Annotated in this window: 11 protein-coding genes and 1 rRNA gene; 6 read left to right on the top strand and 6 right to left on the bottom strand. The window is 73.1% G+C overall.

The window, feature by feature from the left end; all coding sequences use genetic code 11:
• Positions 1–137: 137 nt before the first annotated feature.
• A 5S ribosomal RNA gene (gene rrf / locus ABZY44_RS13535) occupies positions 138–255 on the top strand.
• Positions 256–349: 94 nt separating this feature from the next.
• On the opposite strand, the gene ABZY44_RS13530 is transcribed toward rrf, so the two are convergent.
• The 6 genes from ABZY44_RS13530 to ABZY44_RS13505 all read right to left on the bottom strand — a co-directional run bounded on the left by ABZY44_RS13530 (position 350) and on the right by ABZY44_RS13505 (position 6,599).
• Positions 350–946: a Uma2 family endonuclease gene (locus ABZY44_RS13530; RefSeq protein ID WP_356653123.1), complete on the bottom strand. Its 597-nt coding sequence runs from the start codon at positions 944–946 to the stop codon at positions 350–352.
• Positions 947–1,034: 88 nt separating this feature from the next.
• Positions 1,035–2,345, bottom strand: coding sequence for a DUF58 domain-containing protein (locus ABZY44_RS13525; RefSeq protein WP_356653121.1), 1,311 nt, complete (start codon positions 2,343–2,345; stop codon positions 1,035–1,037).
• Positions 2,345–3,310 (bottom strand): MoxR family ATPase, encoded by a 966-nt coding sequence (locus ABZY44_RS13520; RefSeq protein ID WP_356653119.1) that lies wholly within the window; start codon positions 3,308–3,310, stop codon positions 2,345–2,347. The genes ABZY44_RS13525 and ABZY44_RS13520 overlap by 1 nt, the downstream gene beginning before the upstream one ends.
• The gene (locus tag ABZY44_RS13515; RefSeq protein WP_356653143.1) at positions 3,307–4,521 is read right to left on the bottom strand and encodes a DUF4350 domain-containing protein; all 1,215 of its coding nucleotides are present in this window, start codon (positions 4,519–4,521) and stop codon (positions 3,307–3,309) included. The genes ABZY44_RS13520 and ABZY44_RS13515 overlap by 4 nt, the downstream gene beginning before the upstream one ends.
• Positions 4,522–4,664: 143 nt before the next feature.
• Positions 4,665–5,333, bottom strand: a complete 669-nt coding sequence (locus ABZY44_RS13510; protein ID WP_356653117.1) for a DUF4129 domain-containing protein — start codon at positions 5,331–5,333, stop codon at positions 4,665–4,667.
• Between the two features lie 6 nt (positions 5,334–5,339).
• On the bottom strand, positions 5,340–6,599 hold the full coding sequence (locus tag ABZY44_RS13505) for a glycerophosphoryl diester phosphodiesterase membrane domain-containing protein (protein ID WP_356653115.1): 1,260 nt from the start codon (positions 6,597–6,599) through the stop codon (positions 5,340–5,342).
• 235 nt (positions 6,600–6,834) lie between these two features.
• On the opposite strand from ABZY44_RS13505, the gene mtrA reads away from it, so the two are divergent.
• The 5 genes from mtrA (at position 6,835) to raiA (ending at position 13,671) form a co-directional block, all read left to right on the top strand.
• Complete coding sequence (mtrA, locus tag ABZY44_RS13500; protein ID WP_189747360.1) at positions 6,835–7,524, top strand: two-component system response regulator MtrA; 690 nt, start codon at positions 6,835–6,837, stop codon at positions 7,522–7,524.
• A gap of 43 nt (positions 7,525–7,567) precedes the next feature.
• On the top strand, positions 7,568–9,640 hold the full coding sequence (gene mtrB / locus ABZY44_RS13495) for an MtrAB system histidine kinase MtrB (protein ID WP_356653141.1): 2,073 nt from the start codon (positions 7,568–7,570) through the stop codon (positions 9,638–9,640).
• Positions 9,630–11,525 (top strand): LpqB family beta-propeller domain-containing protein, encoded by a 1,896-nt coding sequence (locus ABZY44_RS13490; RefSeq protein WP_356653112.1) that lies wholly within the window; start codon positions 9,630–9,632, stop codon positions 11,523–11,525. The genes mtrB and ABZY44_RS13490 overlap by 11 nt, the downstream gene beginning before the upstream one ends.
• 174 nt (positions 11,526–11,699) lie before the next feature.
• Complete coding sequence (locus ABZY44_RS13485; protein ID WP_356653110.1) at positions 11,700–12,476, top strand: ComF family protein; 777 nt, start codon at positions 11,700–11,702, stop codon at positions 12,474–12,476.
• Between the two features lie 463 nt (positions 12,477–12,939).
• On the top strand, positions 12,940–13,671 hold the full coding sequence (raiA, locus tag ABZY44_RS13480; protein ID WP_356653139.1) for a ribosome-associated translation inhibitor RaiA: 732 nt from the start codon (positions 12,940–12,942) through the stop codon (positions 13,669–13,671).
• The last annotated feature ends 26 nt before the right edge of the window (positions 13,672–13,697 follow it).

Below are 13,697 nucleotides of genomic sequence, written 5' to 3'. Positions count from 1 at the left end.
CAGATGTGGAAGCCCGGTAACGGGTGGAGCTGACTGGTACTAATAGGCCGAGGGCTTGTCCTCAGTTGCTCGCGTCCACTGTGTTAGTTCTGAAGTAACGAACTGTGTTCATATCCGGTTGGTTAACTTCATAGTGTTTCGGTGGTCATAGCGTTAGGGAAACGCCCGGTTTACATTCCGAACCCGGAAGCTAAGCCTTTCAGCGCCGATGGTACTGCAGGGGGGACCCTGTGGGAGAGTAGGACGCCGCCGAACAATTATTGTGGGAAAGCCCCGCACCAGCCCTTACAGGGCACGGTGCGGGGCTTTTCTGCGTTCTGGGGCCAGGTCCCGGGCACGCACCTTGCTGCTACCAATCGGCGGGATAGCTCTTGAGGCTGCTCGTGTCGAGCGTCCACCGGCCGGCGGTAACGGTGTCCCCGAAGGCGTAGGGGACCTTCTTGCGGTAGCGGACGCCGTCGGGCCCTTCCGAGGGGTCGCTGTGCACCGTGACGGTCCTCTTGTCCTTGCGGGGGTCGACGACGACATACAGAGGGACCCCCATCCTTGGGTAGTCGTGCAGCTTGTCGCGGATATCGGTGAGGGAGTTCGTGCGGGAGACGACCTCCACGACCATCAGAACGTCGCGGGCGTTGACGACCTTCGCCGTGTCGTCGGTGTCCTCTTCGGCGATCACCATGAGGTCGGGGACCTTGGTCAGTCCGGTGATCGGATCGCCCATGTTCGTGTCGTTGAGGGCCATGACCTCAGGTGTCTGGGTCTCGATCTGGCGGCGTAGTCGCACCACGTTCAGCCCGTGGGGGGCCGTGGGGCTCATCATCGTGAGGAAGATCTGACCGTCGGTGGTCTGTACTTTCCACTGGTCTTCCTGGTGCTCGGCCAGCTCCGCGAGCTGCTCCGCGAAATCATGCAAACGGCGCATCTGCTCGGGGTCGAGGTCGGCCATGATGTCCTCCTCCTGGTGGGTGCCCCGGCCAGCCTATCCAGCCGGACAGGGCCTACGCCCCCACCGTGTGAACAGCTCCGGCGGGGGCCTACAGGCGGCCGGCGGCCTTGAGGGCGAGGTAGGCGTCGGCGAGGGCGGGCGCCAGGGTGTCCGGGGTGGCGTCGACGACGTGGACGCCGTGGCGGGTGAGCTGCTCGGCCGTGCGGCGGCGGGCGGACTGGGACTGGGTGCCGGCGGCGGCTTCGTAGACCGCTTCCACGGTGCCGCGGGACGCGGTCATCTGCGCGATGTGGGGGTCCGCGACCGAGGCCAGGAGGACCGTGTGGCGCTGGGTGAGGCGGGGGAGGAGCGGCAGGAGGCCCTCCTCGATCGGGGCCGCGTCCAGGCCGGTCAGGAGGACCACCAGGGAGCGGCGCGGGGCGCTGCGCAGGATGGTGGAGACCAGGGTGCGGGAGTCGGTTTCGACGAGCTCCGGTTCCAGGGTGGCCATGGCGTTGACGAAGGCCGGGAGGGTGTCGGCGGCCGAGCGGGCCTGGACCTGGGCACGGGGGCGGCGGTCGTGGGCCAGGAGGTCCACGCGGTCGCCGGCGCGGGTGGCCAGGGCGGTCAGGAGCAGGGCCGCGTCCATCGCGGCGTCCAGGCGGGGGGCGTCTGCGACGCGGCCGGCCGAGGTGCGGCCGGTGTCGAGGCAGATGAGGATGTGGCGGTCGCGTTCGGGGCGCCAGGTGCGGACGGCGACCTTGTTCTGGCGGGCGGTGGCCCGCCAGTCGACGGAGCGGGTGTCGTCGCCCGGCACGTAGTCGCGCAGGCTGTCGAACTCCGTGCCCTCACCGCGCGTCAGCACGCTGGTACGGCCGTCGAGTTCGCGCAGCCGGGCGAGGCGGGACGGAAGGTGCTTGCGGCTCGCGAAGGGCGGCAGGACGCGCACCGTCCACGGGACGGTGTGGTGGCCCTGGCGGGTCAGGAGACCGAGCGGGCCGTACGAGCGGATGGTGACGCGGGCCGCCTGGCGGTCGCCCCGGCGGGTGGGCCGCAACCGGGTGGTGAGGCGGCGGCGTTCGCCGGCGGGAACGGTGAACGCGTGGCGCGAAGACGCCACTTCGGTGCCGGCGACCCAACTGCTGGGGGGCCAGGCGTCGCGGACGCGGGCGCGCAGGGTGCGGGTGGAGGTGTTGGTGACGGTGAGGTGGACGTCAGCGGTCCCGCCGAGGCGCACCGAGGTGTCGCCGGAGCGCTCCAGCCTGAGCGTGCGGACGGGCGCCGCGAGGGCGTGGTCGACGGCGCAGGCCAGCGCGAGGGGGGCGTTGACCGCGAGCATCCCCGTCCAGCTCGGTTCGAGGATGCCGACGGGGATGCTGCCGAGGGCCGCCAGCAGGGCGGCGCGTCCGGTGAACGCCATCAGCGCGGGACGGGGACGTGGGAGAGGATCGCGGTGATGACCGCGTCGGCCGTGACGCCCTCCATCTCGGCCTCGGGGCGCAGTTGGACGCGATGGCGCAGGGTGGGCAGGGCGAGGGCCTTGACGTCGTCCGGGGTGACGTAGTCGCGGCCGACCAGCCAGGCCCAGGCGCGGGCGGTGGCCAGCAGAGCGGTCGCGCCGCGCGGGGAGACGCCGAGGGTGAGCGACGGAGACTCGCGGGTGGCGCGGCAGATGTCGACGACGTACGCGGTGATCTCGGGGGAGACGCTGGTGGCCTCGACGGCCTTGCGGGCGGCTTCGAGTTCGGCCGGCCCGGCGACCGGGCGGATGCCGGCGGCGTGCAGGTCGCGGGGGTCGAACCCGGCGGCGTGGCGGGCCAGTACGCCGATCTCGTCCTCGCGGGAGGGGAGGGGCACGGTGAGCTTGAGGAGGAAGCGGTCGAGCTGGGCCTCGGGGAGCGGGTACGTGCCTTCGTACTCGACGGGGTTCATCGTGGCGGCCACGAGGAACGGTTCCGGGAGCGGGCGGGGGGTGCCGTCGACGGTGACCTGGCGCTCCTCCATCGCTTCGAGGAGGGAGGACTGGGTCTTGGGGGGCGTGCGGTTGATCTCGTCGGCGAGGAGGAGATGGGTGAAGACCGGGCCGTTCTGGAAGGAGAACTCGGCGGTGCGGGCGTCGTAGACGAGCGATCCCGTGACGTCGCTCGGCATCAGGTCGGGGGTGAACTGGACGCGCTTGGTGTCGAGTGCGAGGGAGGCCGCGAGGGCTCGTACGAGGAGGGTCTTCGCGACGCCGGGGACGCCTTCGAGGAGGACGTGGCCGCGGCACAGGAGGGCTACGACGAGACCGGTGACGGCGGAGTCCTGGCCGACCACGGCCTTGCCGATCTCGGTGCGGAGCGCCTCCAGGGCGGAGCGGGCGCTGCTGTCCGTGGTGGCCGTCATGAGGAGCGGACCTCTCTTTCGAGGGCGTCGAGTTGGTCGGTGAGCGCGACGAGTGCCGCGTCGGTGTCGGGGGGCGTGCCGAAGAGGAGGGCGCTCAGGTCGCGGGCGCCGGAGGCCGCGTCCGGGCCGGAGCCGGTGAGGCGGGCGGAGACGGCCGGGACGAGGGACGCCGGGTCGTGGGCCAGGGCGGCCGGTACGCCGACCAGGGCGGCCAGTCGCTCACGGGCGGCGGCGCGCAGCACGGTGGCCGCGCGGTCGCGGGCGCCGGCCTTGCGGTACAGGCGGGCGCGGCCCTCGGTGGCCTCGGAGGCGCGGACGAGGACGGGAAGCCGTTCGGTGACGAGCGGGCCGAGGCGGCGGGCCCGCCACAGGGCCGCGACCGCGGCGGCGACGAAGAGCTGGAGCAGGGCCCAGCTCCACCCGGCGGGGATCAGTTCGAGGAAGTCCTTGTCCTGGGCGTCGGCGTCGGCCGGGTCGGCGTCGGCGAGGGACGGCAGGTACCAGACGAGGTGGGGCCGGGAGCCGAGGAGTTGGAGCGCGAGGGAGGCGTTGCCTTCCTTGGCGAGGGTCTTGTTGAGGAAGACGGCCTCGGAGCCGAGGAGGACGGTGTCGCCGCCGCGCGTGCCGGTGGGCAGGACCAGCAGGGTGGGGCGGCCGGCGCTGGCGTAGCAGGCGGTGGCCCCGGGGGTGTCGTCGGCGTAGCGGTACCCGCCGCCGGTCGCGGCCCGGCCGGCGGAGGTGGCGGCGGGGAGCTCGCAGGAGCTCCCCGGGTCGAGGTTGCCGTCCGTGCCGGCGGCGCCGCCGGAGCCGGGGCTCAGGGCGCGGGTGCCGGGGGCCAGGCCGGGGAGGCTGAGGGTGCTCGGGGCGAGCAGAACGGTACGCCCGCCGGAGAGGTCGATGGCGGAGCGGATCGCGCGGAGCTGTCCGTCGCCGAGCCGGTCGGGGTAGGCCACGAGCAGGGTCGTGTCGGGTCCGGCCGCGCGGGCGGCCTCGTCGGCGGTGGTCACGACGCGGGTGTCGACGCCGCGGGCCCGGAGGAGTTCGGCGACGGCCCGGCTGCCGTAGGGATCGGCGGAGCGGGGGTCGAGGTACCCGTGCCGGGCACCGGAGTTCAGGGCGGCGAGCGCGAGGCCGGCGGCGAGGAGCACGGCGAGCGCGACGAGGAACCCGCGGGCGCGCTTCCAGAGCGCGCCGACGGTGGGGGCGGGCACACCGGTCGCCCCGCCGGTCGCCCCGGGGGCCGCTCCGTCGGCCGGACGGGCCGGGGCGGCCACGCCGGTCGCGGCGGCCGCTTCCGCGGTCGCGGGGGCGGGGGCGGCGGTCGGGTCGCCCGGTTCGGGGGCGGGGGGCCGGGTCACTGGGCGGCGCCCGTCAGGAGCGGCTTGGTGCGGGTCAGGGCGTGGTCCAGGTCGCGGAGGGAGGCGTACATGGCCTCGTTGGCCGGGCGGGCTCCGTAGGTGACGTCGTCGAAGGTGCGGGCCGCCGCGCGCAGCGCGCCGGCCTGGGAGGGGAGGGACGCCGAGGCTTCGCCCGCGGCCTCGTCGGCCGTGCGGCCCGGGCGGGGGTCGAGGAGGGCGCGCTCCTCCAGGGAGCGGACCACGGCCCGCATGCGCTCCTGGACGGCTTCGTTCCAGCGGCCTTCGGCGGCCAGTGCGTCGGCGGCCGTGCGGTGGTCGGCGGCGCTGCGGATGCCGTCGTCGAAGAGGGCGCCCGCCGCGCCGCGCACGGCCCGGCGCGGGGCGCCGAGCCGCCACCACAGCGCGGCGACGACGAGGACGACGAACACGGCGACGGCCAGCAGGCCCAGGGCTCCGCCGGGGGTCGTGCCGGAGGCGTGGTCGAAGAGCTCCCCGACCCAGTCCCAGAAGCGGTTCAGGGCGCGCTGGAGCAGCCCGGGGTCGTTGCGGTGGTACTCCGGCTTCGACAGTTCCCCGCGCGCCGCCGCGCGGGCGGCGTCACGGCCGATCGTGACCGGTGGTGCGTCTGATCCCGTCCGTGCGAGCAGGCCCCCCATGCCCTTCATCCCGCGTCAGCCTCCGGTGGGCGGCGCCGTGGCGCCCGTGCCGTAGTTCTCGATGCCGGCCGCCCGCGCGAGCTCCAGGTCGAGGGCCTCGCGCCGGATGCGCTGGTCGACGTAGAGCAGGACGGTGACGCCCGACTGCATGGGCATGGTGATGGTCAGGCCGATGATCCCGCCGATGCCGGTGAGGATCAGGAGGCCCCAGCTGGCGCTTCCGGTGCCCTCGGCGAGGCCGTCGATGCCGCCGCCGAACAGGGTCGCGCCTAGGAACGTCAGCGGGAGGACGATGATCCCCGCGACGAAGCCGGTGATGAGGTTGGTGAGGAAGGTGATGCCGAAGATGCGCCACCAGGAGCCCTTGACCAGCTTCCAGGAGCGGGAGAACGCCTTCGGGAGCGTGGCCTTCTCCAGCATCAGGGCGGGCGAGGCCAGGGAGAACTTGATCCACAGCCACAGGACGAGTCCGAAGGCGGCGAAACCGCCGAGGACGCCCAGGCCGACGCTGCCCGCGAGGATGGCGGGCAGGAGCAGGACGCCGATCAGGAGCGCCGTGCCGACGCCCAGGAGCAGGGTCAGGGCGAACAGCCGCGGCAGCTGAGAGCGGGACTCGCGCCAGGCCCCGCCGATGGTGGAGGCCTGGCCGAGTACGGCGCGGCTGAAGATCATCGTGAGCATCGCGGTGGCCACGAGGGTGCCGACGAGCTGGATGAACATTTCAGCCAAAGTCATCGAAGCCGTTGCGCCCAGGGCGTTGATCTGATCGTCGAGGGAGGCCGTGTCCGACTGGTCGAGCACGACGTCGCCGAACGCGAACTTCTGCATGAGCACCGAGGCCAGCTGCACGACGACGGCCACGGCCAGGGTGATCGGCAGCACCGACCGCCAGTGCTTGCGCATGGTGGCGACCGCCCCGTCGAGGATCTCACCGAGACCCAGGGGACGCAGCGGGATCACACCCGGCTTCACCGCCGCGCCCCGGTACCCCGCGCCCGGCCCGCCCGGAGGGGCCGGGTAACCGCCGTACCCGGCCTGCTGCCCGCCGTACGAGCCCCAGCCCTGCTGCGGTCCCGCGGGCGGCTGCCCCGGCGCGGAGGGCGGGGTCTGGCCGGCGGTGGGGCTCGACCACTGCCCGGGCGGCGGCTGCTCGGCGGACCACTTGGGGCCGTCGCCGGAGGGCCGCGCCGCCGGGGCGGGCGGCTGCGTACCGTGGGAGCCCTCACCGTCGGACGGGGAGGATCCGGGCGTAGCCCAGCCCGGAGAGTCGTTCATCGTCGCTCCTTCACGTGCACTGCAGAGTGCGGGGCGCTTGGTCCGGCTGCCATCGTGCCATGTGACAACCTCGAACGGACCAGGCGTCCCCTGGATCCCGGGCCGCCCGCACCTTCATTTGTCAGGCGGATCCGGGGCACACTGGGCGCCTTGATCTCCACGCAGGTCCGAGGGGCGATTTCCAGCCCCTGAGGCTGTGGGACAGCTCACCGCCAGGTAACGATTAGCTAATGGGATGATGTCAACCATGAAGGGACGCGTCCTTGTCGTCGACGACGACACCGCGCTGGCCGAGATGCTCGGCATTGTGCTGCGGGGAGAAGGTTTCGAGCCGTCGTTCGTAGCGGACGGTGACAAGGCACTGGCTGCCTTCCGCGAGGCGAAGCCGGATCTTGTGCTGCTCGACCTCATGCTGCCCGGAAGGGACGGCATAGAGGTGTGCAGGCTGATCCGTGCCGAGTCCGGCGTACCGATCGTCATGCTCACCGCCAAGAGCGACACCGTGGACGTGGTGGTGGGCCTGGAGTCCGGCGCCGACGACTACATCGTCAAGCCGTTCAAGCCGAAGGAGCTGGTGGCCCGCATCCGCGCCCGCCTGCGCCGCTCGGAAGAACCGGCCCCCGAGCAGCTGGCCATCGGTGACCTCGTCATCGACGTGGCGGGGCACTCGGTCAAGCGGGACGGCGCCTCCATCGCGCTGACCCCGCTCGAATTCGACCTGCTGGTCGCACTCGCCCGCAAGCCCTGGCAGGTCTTCACCCGAGAGGTGCTGCTGGAGCAGGTCTGGGGCTACCGCCACGCGGCCGACACCCGCCTGGTCAACGTGCACGTCCAGCGACTGCGCTCCAAGGTCGAGAAGGACCCCGAGCGCCCCGAGATCGTCGTGACGGTGCGCGGTGTCGGCTACAAGGCCGGACCGAGCTGACGTGCCGCCCGGCAAGCCCCGCAGCGGTTCCCGCCGGGGAGCGCTGTGGGGCGGCCGGAAGGTCCGTCTCGACGCGGTCGGAGCGCCCGGCGGCCCCGTGCTGCGGCTGTGCGTACGCCTCGTACGCCGGCCGCTGCTCCCGGCCGTCCGGCTCTGGCGGCGCAACATCCAGCTCCGGGTGGTCGCCGCCACCCTGCTGATCTCGCTCGCCGTGGTCCTCGCCCTCGGCTTCGTGGTCATCGCACAGGTCAGCAAGGGCCTCCTCGACGCCAAGGAGGAGGCCGCGCAGAGCCAGGCCGCGGGAGGGTTCGCGGTCGCACAGGAGAAGGCCAACACCCCCTACACGGTGGACGGGTCCGACGGCTCCGACAGCAAGGTCGGCCGCGACGCCAGCACCTGGATGAACTCCCTCGTCAAACAGCTCGCCAGTGGCGGGCAGAGCGCCTTCGAGGTGGCCGCGCTGGGCGCCGGCACCGGTACCGGCGAGGAACAGCCGCCCGGCCGGGGCGCCCTCGGCGTCCGAGGCGCCCGCGCCTCCGGCAACGTCGACCCGAACGCCTCCGTCCCGCAGCGGCTGCGCCGGGAGGTCAACCACGCCACGGGCGCCTTCAAGACGTTCTCCGAGGTCCGCTACACCGCCGGCGCCGGGGACAAGGCGCCCGAGCCCGCGCTCGTCATCGGCAAGCGGCTCACGGACATCAACGGCGACCCGTACGACCTGTACTACCTCTTCCCCCTCACCCAGGAGGAGGAGTCGCTCAACCTGGTCAAGGTCACCATCGCCACCGCCGGGCTCTTCGTCGTCGTCCTCCTCGGGGCCATCGCCTGGCTCGTCGTACGGCAGGTCGTCACCCCCGTCCGGATGGCCGCCGGGATCGCCGAGCGGCTGTCCGCCGGGCGGCTCCAGGAGCGGATGAAGGTCACCGGCGAGGACGACATCGCCCGTCTGGGTGAAGCCTTCAACAAAATGGCCCAGACCCTCCAGAACAAGATCCAGCAGCTGGAGGACCTCTCCCGGCTGCAGCGCCGCTTCGTCTCCGACGTCTCCCACGAGCTGCGCACCCCGCTCACGACGGTACGGATGGCCGCGGACGTCATTCACGACGCCCGCGCCGACTTCGATCCGGTCACCGCGCGGTCCGCCGAACTCCTCGCCGGACAGCTCGACCGCTTCGAGTCGCTCCTCGCCGACCTGCTGGAGATCAGCCGGTTCGACGCGGGCGCCGCCGCGCTGGAAGCGGAGCCCATCGACCTGCGGGACGTCGTACGGCGGGTCATCGACGCCGCGGAACCGCTCGCCGAACACAAGAGCACCCGCATCCGCGTCCTCGGCGACACCCAGCCGGTGATAGCCGAGGCCGACGCCCGGCGCGTGGAGCGGGTCCTGCGCAATCTCGTCGTCAACGCCGTCGAGCACGGCGAGGGCCGCGACGTGGTGGTCCGGCTCGCCTCCGCGGGCGGCGCCGTCGCCGTCGCCGTACGGGACTACGGGGTCGGGCTCAAGCCCGGCGAGGCCACCCGCGTCTTCAACCGCTTCTGGCGGGCGGACCCGGCGCGGGCGCGCACGACCGGCGGGACCGGCCTCGGCCTGTCCATCGCCGTCGAGGACGCCCGGCTGCACGGCGGCTGGCTCCAGGCGTGGGGCGAGCCGGGCGGCGGCTCGCAGTTCCGCCTGACCCTGCCGCGCACCGCCGACGAGCCGCTGCGGGGCTCGCCGATACCGCTGGAACCCGAGGACTCCCGGGCCAACCGGGCCAGGGCCGCGGCGGAGCGCGGGGTGCCGCCCCGGCCGTCGGGGGAGCCCGTGGTGGGACGGCCCGACCGCTCGCCGATACCGCCGCGCTCGGCGGTCGCCGGAGCGGTGCCGGTACCGGCCGACCCGACGGCGCTGCCGGGCAACGGGGCCCGGGTCGTCACCAGGCCCGCCGAGCAGACGACGGGCGGGGCGGCCGGAGCGGCCGGAGCGGCCGACCGGGAGGACGGAACGGATGCATCGGGTGGGGCGGACGGAGCCGACGGAGCGGCTGGACAGGCGGGAGCGGACGGACCGGGCGAACCGGGCGGACCGGGCGAAGCGGGTGGAGCGGGTGGAGGCGGCGGATCGTATGAACGCTGAACCGGGCCGCTCGCTGCCCCGCACCGGGCCCGAGGGGCGGACGGGGACGGGGCGCACGCCGCGCACCCTGGGCACGCTGGGCACGCTGCGAGCCTACGCCTTCGGCGCGGCCGGGCTGCTGCTGGCCGGCTGCGCCTCCATGCCCGACCACGGGGAGATCCGGCCCGTGGAGGCCTCGCAGGGCGTCGACTCCCAGGTCCGCGTCTTCGGCGTCCCGCCGTCCGAGCGGGCCAGCCCGCAGGAGGTCGTCGACGGCTTCCTGGAGGCCATGACCAGCGACGACCCGCAGCTCCAGACCGCCCGCAAGTACCTCACCGAGGAGGCGGCGAAGAACTGGAAGCCCGGCGCGGCCGTCACGGTGCTCTCGGCCGGCCTCGACCGGTCCTCGGTACAGGGCGAGAAGGACCCCGCCGCCCCCCGCTTCAAGGTCACGGGCCGCATGCTGGCCACGGTGGACGAGCGCAGCGCGTACCAGCCGGAGACCAGCGGCGGCCGCTACGAGGAGTTCCTCCAGCTCACGCAGGAGAACAAGGAGTGGCGGATCGCGACCCCGCCCAGCAGCCTCGTCCTCAGCGAGTCCGACTTCCAGCGCATCTACATGCCGGTCAACAAGTACTACTTCGCCGGCGGCACGCTCGTCGCCGATCCCGTCTACGTACGCCAGCGCAGCGACCCCGACTCGCGGATGGACCCCACCACCCAGACCGTGAAATCGCTGCTGTCCGGCCCGTCCAAGTGGCTCGGACCGGTCGTCACCTCCCACTTCCCCACGGGTACGGAGCTGCGCGAAGGAACCAAGTCCCTTTCGTACGACGGCCAGAACACGCTGCGCGTGCCGCTGAACGACAAGGTCGAGAACGTCGCGCAGCCGCAGTGCCAGAAGATGGCCACCCAACTCCTGTACACGGTCAAGGATCTGACGGGCTCCCGGGTGGACCGCGTCGAACTCGTGCGCGCCGACGGCAAGTCCTCGCTGTGCGAGGTCACCGAGGCGGCCGCGGCCGTGATCGCGAACCGGCCGCCCTCGCCCGGCCACCAGTACTACGTGGACAAGGAGAGCCGGCTCCAGCGGATGAGCCTCGACCCCAACCGGCAGGAGCAGCAGCAGGAGGAGGCGAGCCCGGTTCCCGGGCCGCTGTCCGGGAACCCGCCCTTCAAGGTCGGGTCCGCCGCCGTCTCCTACGACGAGAAGCGCGCCGCGGTCGTCTCCGAGGACATGCACGGGCTGTACGTCGTCAACCTGACCACCGCCGGACCGATGCCGCAGCCGCTGCTGCTCGCCAAGGGAAGCAAGCCGGCCGGGTTCACGGCCCCGTCGTGGGACACGGCGGGCGACCTGTGGGTCGCGGACCAGGACCCTCAGGACCCGGTGCTGTGGCGGGTGCCCGGCGGCTCGGGGACCCCCGAGCGGGTGGAGGTGTCGGGGCTCGACGGCCGCCGGATCACGGGGCTGAGGACCTCGCCCGACGGGGTGCGGATCGCGCTGCTGCTCCAGCAGAGCGAGAGCCGCAAGGAGCTGTTCGTCGGGCGGATCGAACGGCCCGACGACAAGGGCGACGCCTCGGCGGTCTCGGTGCGGGAACTGCGCCCGGCCGCACCGCAGCTGGCGGACGTGACGGCGATGAGCTGGGCGCCGCGGGGCCGGCTGCTGGTGGTGGGCCGCGAGAGCGGCGGGGTGGTGCAGGCCCGCTACATGCTGGCCGACGGCTCGATGGTCGGCGCCGGGCTGCCCGGGGCGACCGGGCTGGAGGACGTCGCGGCGAGCGAGGACGAGAAGAAGCCGGTGGTCGCGTACTCGGGGGAGGACGGGATCGTGTGGCTGCCGCCGGGTGCGCAGTGGCGCACGGTGGCGGCGGGCGGCCGGGCTCCGGTCTACCCGGGCTGAGCCGGGCCGGGCGGGCCGGGCTGAGCCGGGCCGAGCTGGGCTGGGCCGGTCTACCCGGGCCGGGCTGGGCTGGGCCGGTCTGGGCGGAGCCGAGCCGGGCTGCGCCGGTCCGCCCTTTCCCCGGTTGTCCACAGGGGTGGCGGCTGCGGGTCCGCGCTCGGCAAGGTGGACTCCATGCGGGAGCGGTGGCGGGCACTGGCCGGCGGGCTGACCGCGGAGCTCGCCGGGCTGGTCCTGCCCGTCGACTGCGCCGGCTGCGGGGCCGTCCGGGTGGCGCTGTGCGGAGCCTGCCGCTCGGCGCTCAGTGGGGCCGGGGCGGCCCGTGTACGCCCCTCTCCGCGCCCCGCGGGGTTACCCGTGGTGCATGCGGCCGCCGCGTACGAGGAGGCCGTACGGGCCGTCGTGCTGGCCCACAAGGAGCGCGGCGCGCTCCCGCTGGCCGGTGTCCTCGGCGGTGCCCTGGCGGCGGCGGTCCGGGCGGGCGCCGAGGCGAGGGGCGGGGTGGGGAGGGAGGGGGAGGTGGCCCTGGTTCCCGTCCCCTCCGCCCGGCGCCGGATCCGGGCGCGCGGCCACGACCCGGCGCGCAGGATCGCGCTGGCGGCCTCGGCATCACTGCGGCGGGCGGGCGTGCCCGCACGCGTGGCGCCCGTGCTGCGGCTGCGGCGGGCGGTGGCGGACCAGGCGGGCCTCGGGGCGTCGGAGCGCCGGGAGAACCTCGCGGGGGCGCTGGAGGCCTGCCACGGAGCCGGGCGGGTGATGGCGGGCGCGGCCGCGATCGTGCTCGTGGACGACGTCATGACCACGGGATCGACCCTGGCGGAGGCGGCGCGGGCGCTGCGCGGTGCCGGGTTCGGCCACGGGGGCGGCGGAGGGGGCGGCCCTGCGGACGGGGCCCGGCTGACGGCGGCCGTGGTGGCCGCCCCGGCGGACGCGTTCCCGGTGCGGGGCTGAGCCGGGCCGGGGGCAGCGGTCGGCGCAGGGGGCGGGCAGCGGTCGGGAACGGGCGGCCGGGGGCCTGATCGGAGGGGCCGGGGCCGGGCGGATCCGGTCGGCAGCGCATACGGAGCAAGAAACTCGTGAATAGATTTGGAACTGGTGGGGAAGTCGCATCGTTGCAGGTAGTAAGAGGGAACGGCCACTTGAACGGAGGTACGTTCCGGTAGCGGGTGCCGACAACCGGCATAGAGGGATATGTTCGGTTGTAAGGAATTGGCGAGCCTTGGGCCCCACGCATCGGACCGCACTTTTCGAGCGTTCGTACGCACGCTTCGGGATCTCCGTGTCAGAGGCTGTCTCTCGACTCCGAAGTCGGTGGGGTGTAGATCTTGCCGATGGGGGAGGAGGAGGTGGAAGTCGCCAAGTCCGAGGCTCCGGTGTTCACCGGGGTCTGGTGCGAAAGGGAGACGCTTCGCCCCTGGGGCGTGGCTATCCGGGAACGGAGTTCTGCGTGGACATCGTCGTCAAGGGCCGTAAGACCGAGGTGCCCGACCGGTTCCGCAAGCACGTGGCCGAGAAGCTGAATCCGGAGCGGATCCAGAAGCTCGACGCGAAGGTGATCAGCTTGGACGTCGAGGTGTCCAAGGAGCACAACCCGCGCCAGGCCGACCGTTCCGACCGCGTGGAGATCACCCTGCATTCGCGTGGACCGGTGATCCGTGCCGAGGCCGCGGCCGCCGACCCGTACGCGGCGCTCGACCTCGCTCAGGACAAGCTGGAGGCCCGGCTGCGCAAGCAGCACGACAAGCGCCACACCCGTCGCGGCAACGGACGGCTTTCGGCGGCCGAGGTCGCCGACGTCGTACCGAACGCGGCGACACTGAACGGAAACGGCGAACCGGTCAGCGCCGAGACGGCGGACTCGATTCCGACGACCCGGATCGGATCGTTGGAAGTGCAGGGCGAAGGCCCCCTCATCGTCCGCGAGAAGACCCACTCGGCCGCACCCATGTCGCTCGACCAGGCACTTTACGAGATGGAACTGGTCGGCCACGACTTCTACCTGTTCGTCGACTCCGACACCAAGATGCCGAGCGTCGTCTACCGGCGCCACGGCTACGACTACGGCGTGATCCACCTCAACGCCGACGGCGCCTCGAGCTCCGGTGAGCTCGACGGCGCGGGCGCGGGTGGCGCGCTCGGCGGCTGAGGCCGCGCGGCACGGCCGGATGTCCG

The organism is Streptomyces sp. NPDC006544, from assembly GCF_040611715.1.
Lineage (GTDB): Bacteria > Actinomycetota > Actinomycetes > Streptomycetales > Streptomycetaceae > Streptomyces.
The sequence above is the reverse complement of the archived record's forward strand: the minus strand, read 5'-3'. Positions and strand labels throughout refer to the sequence as shown.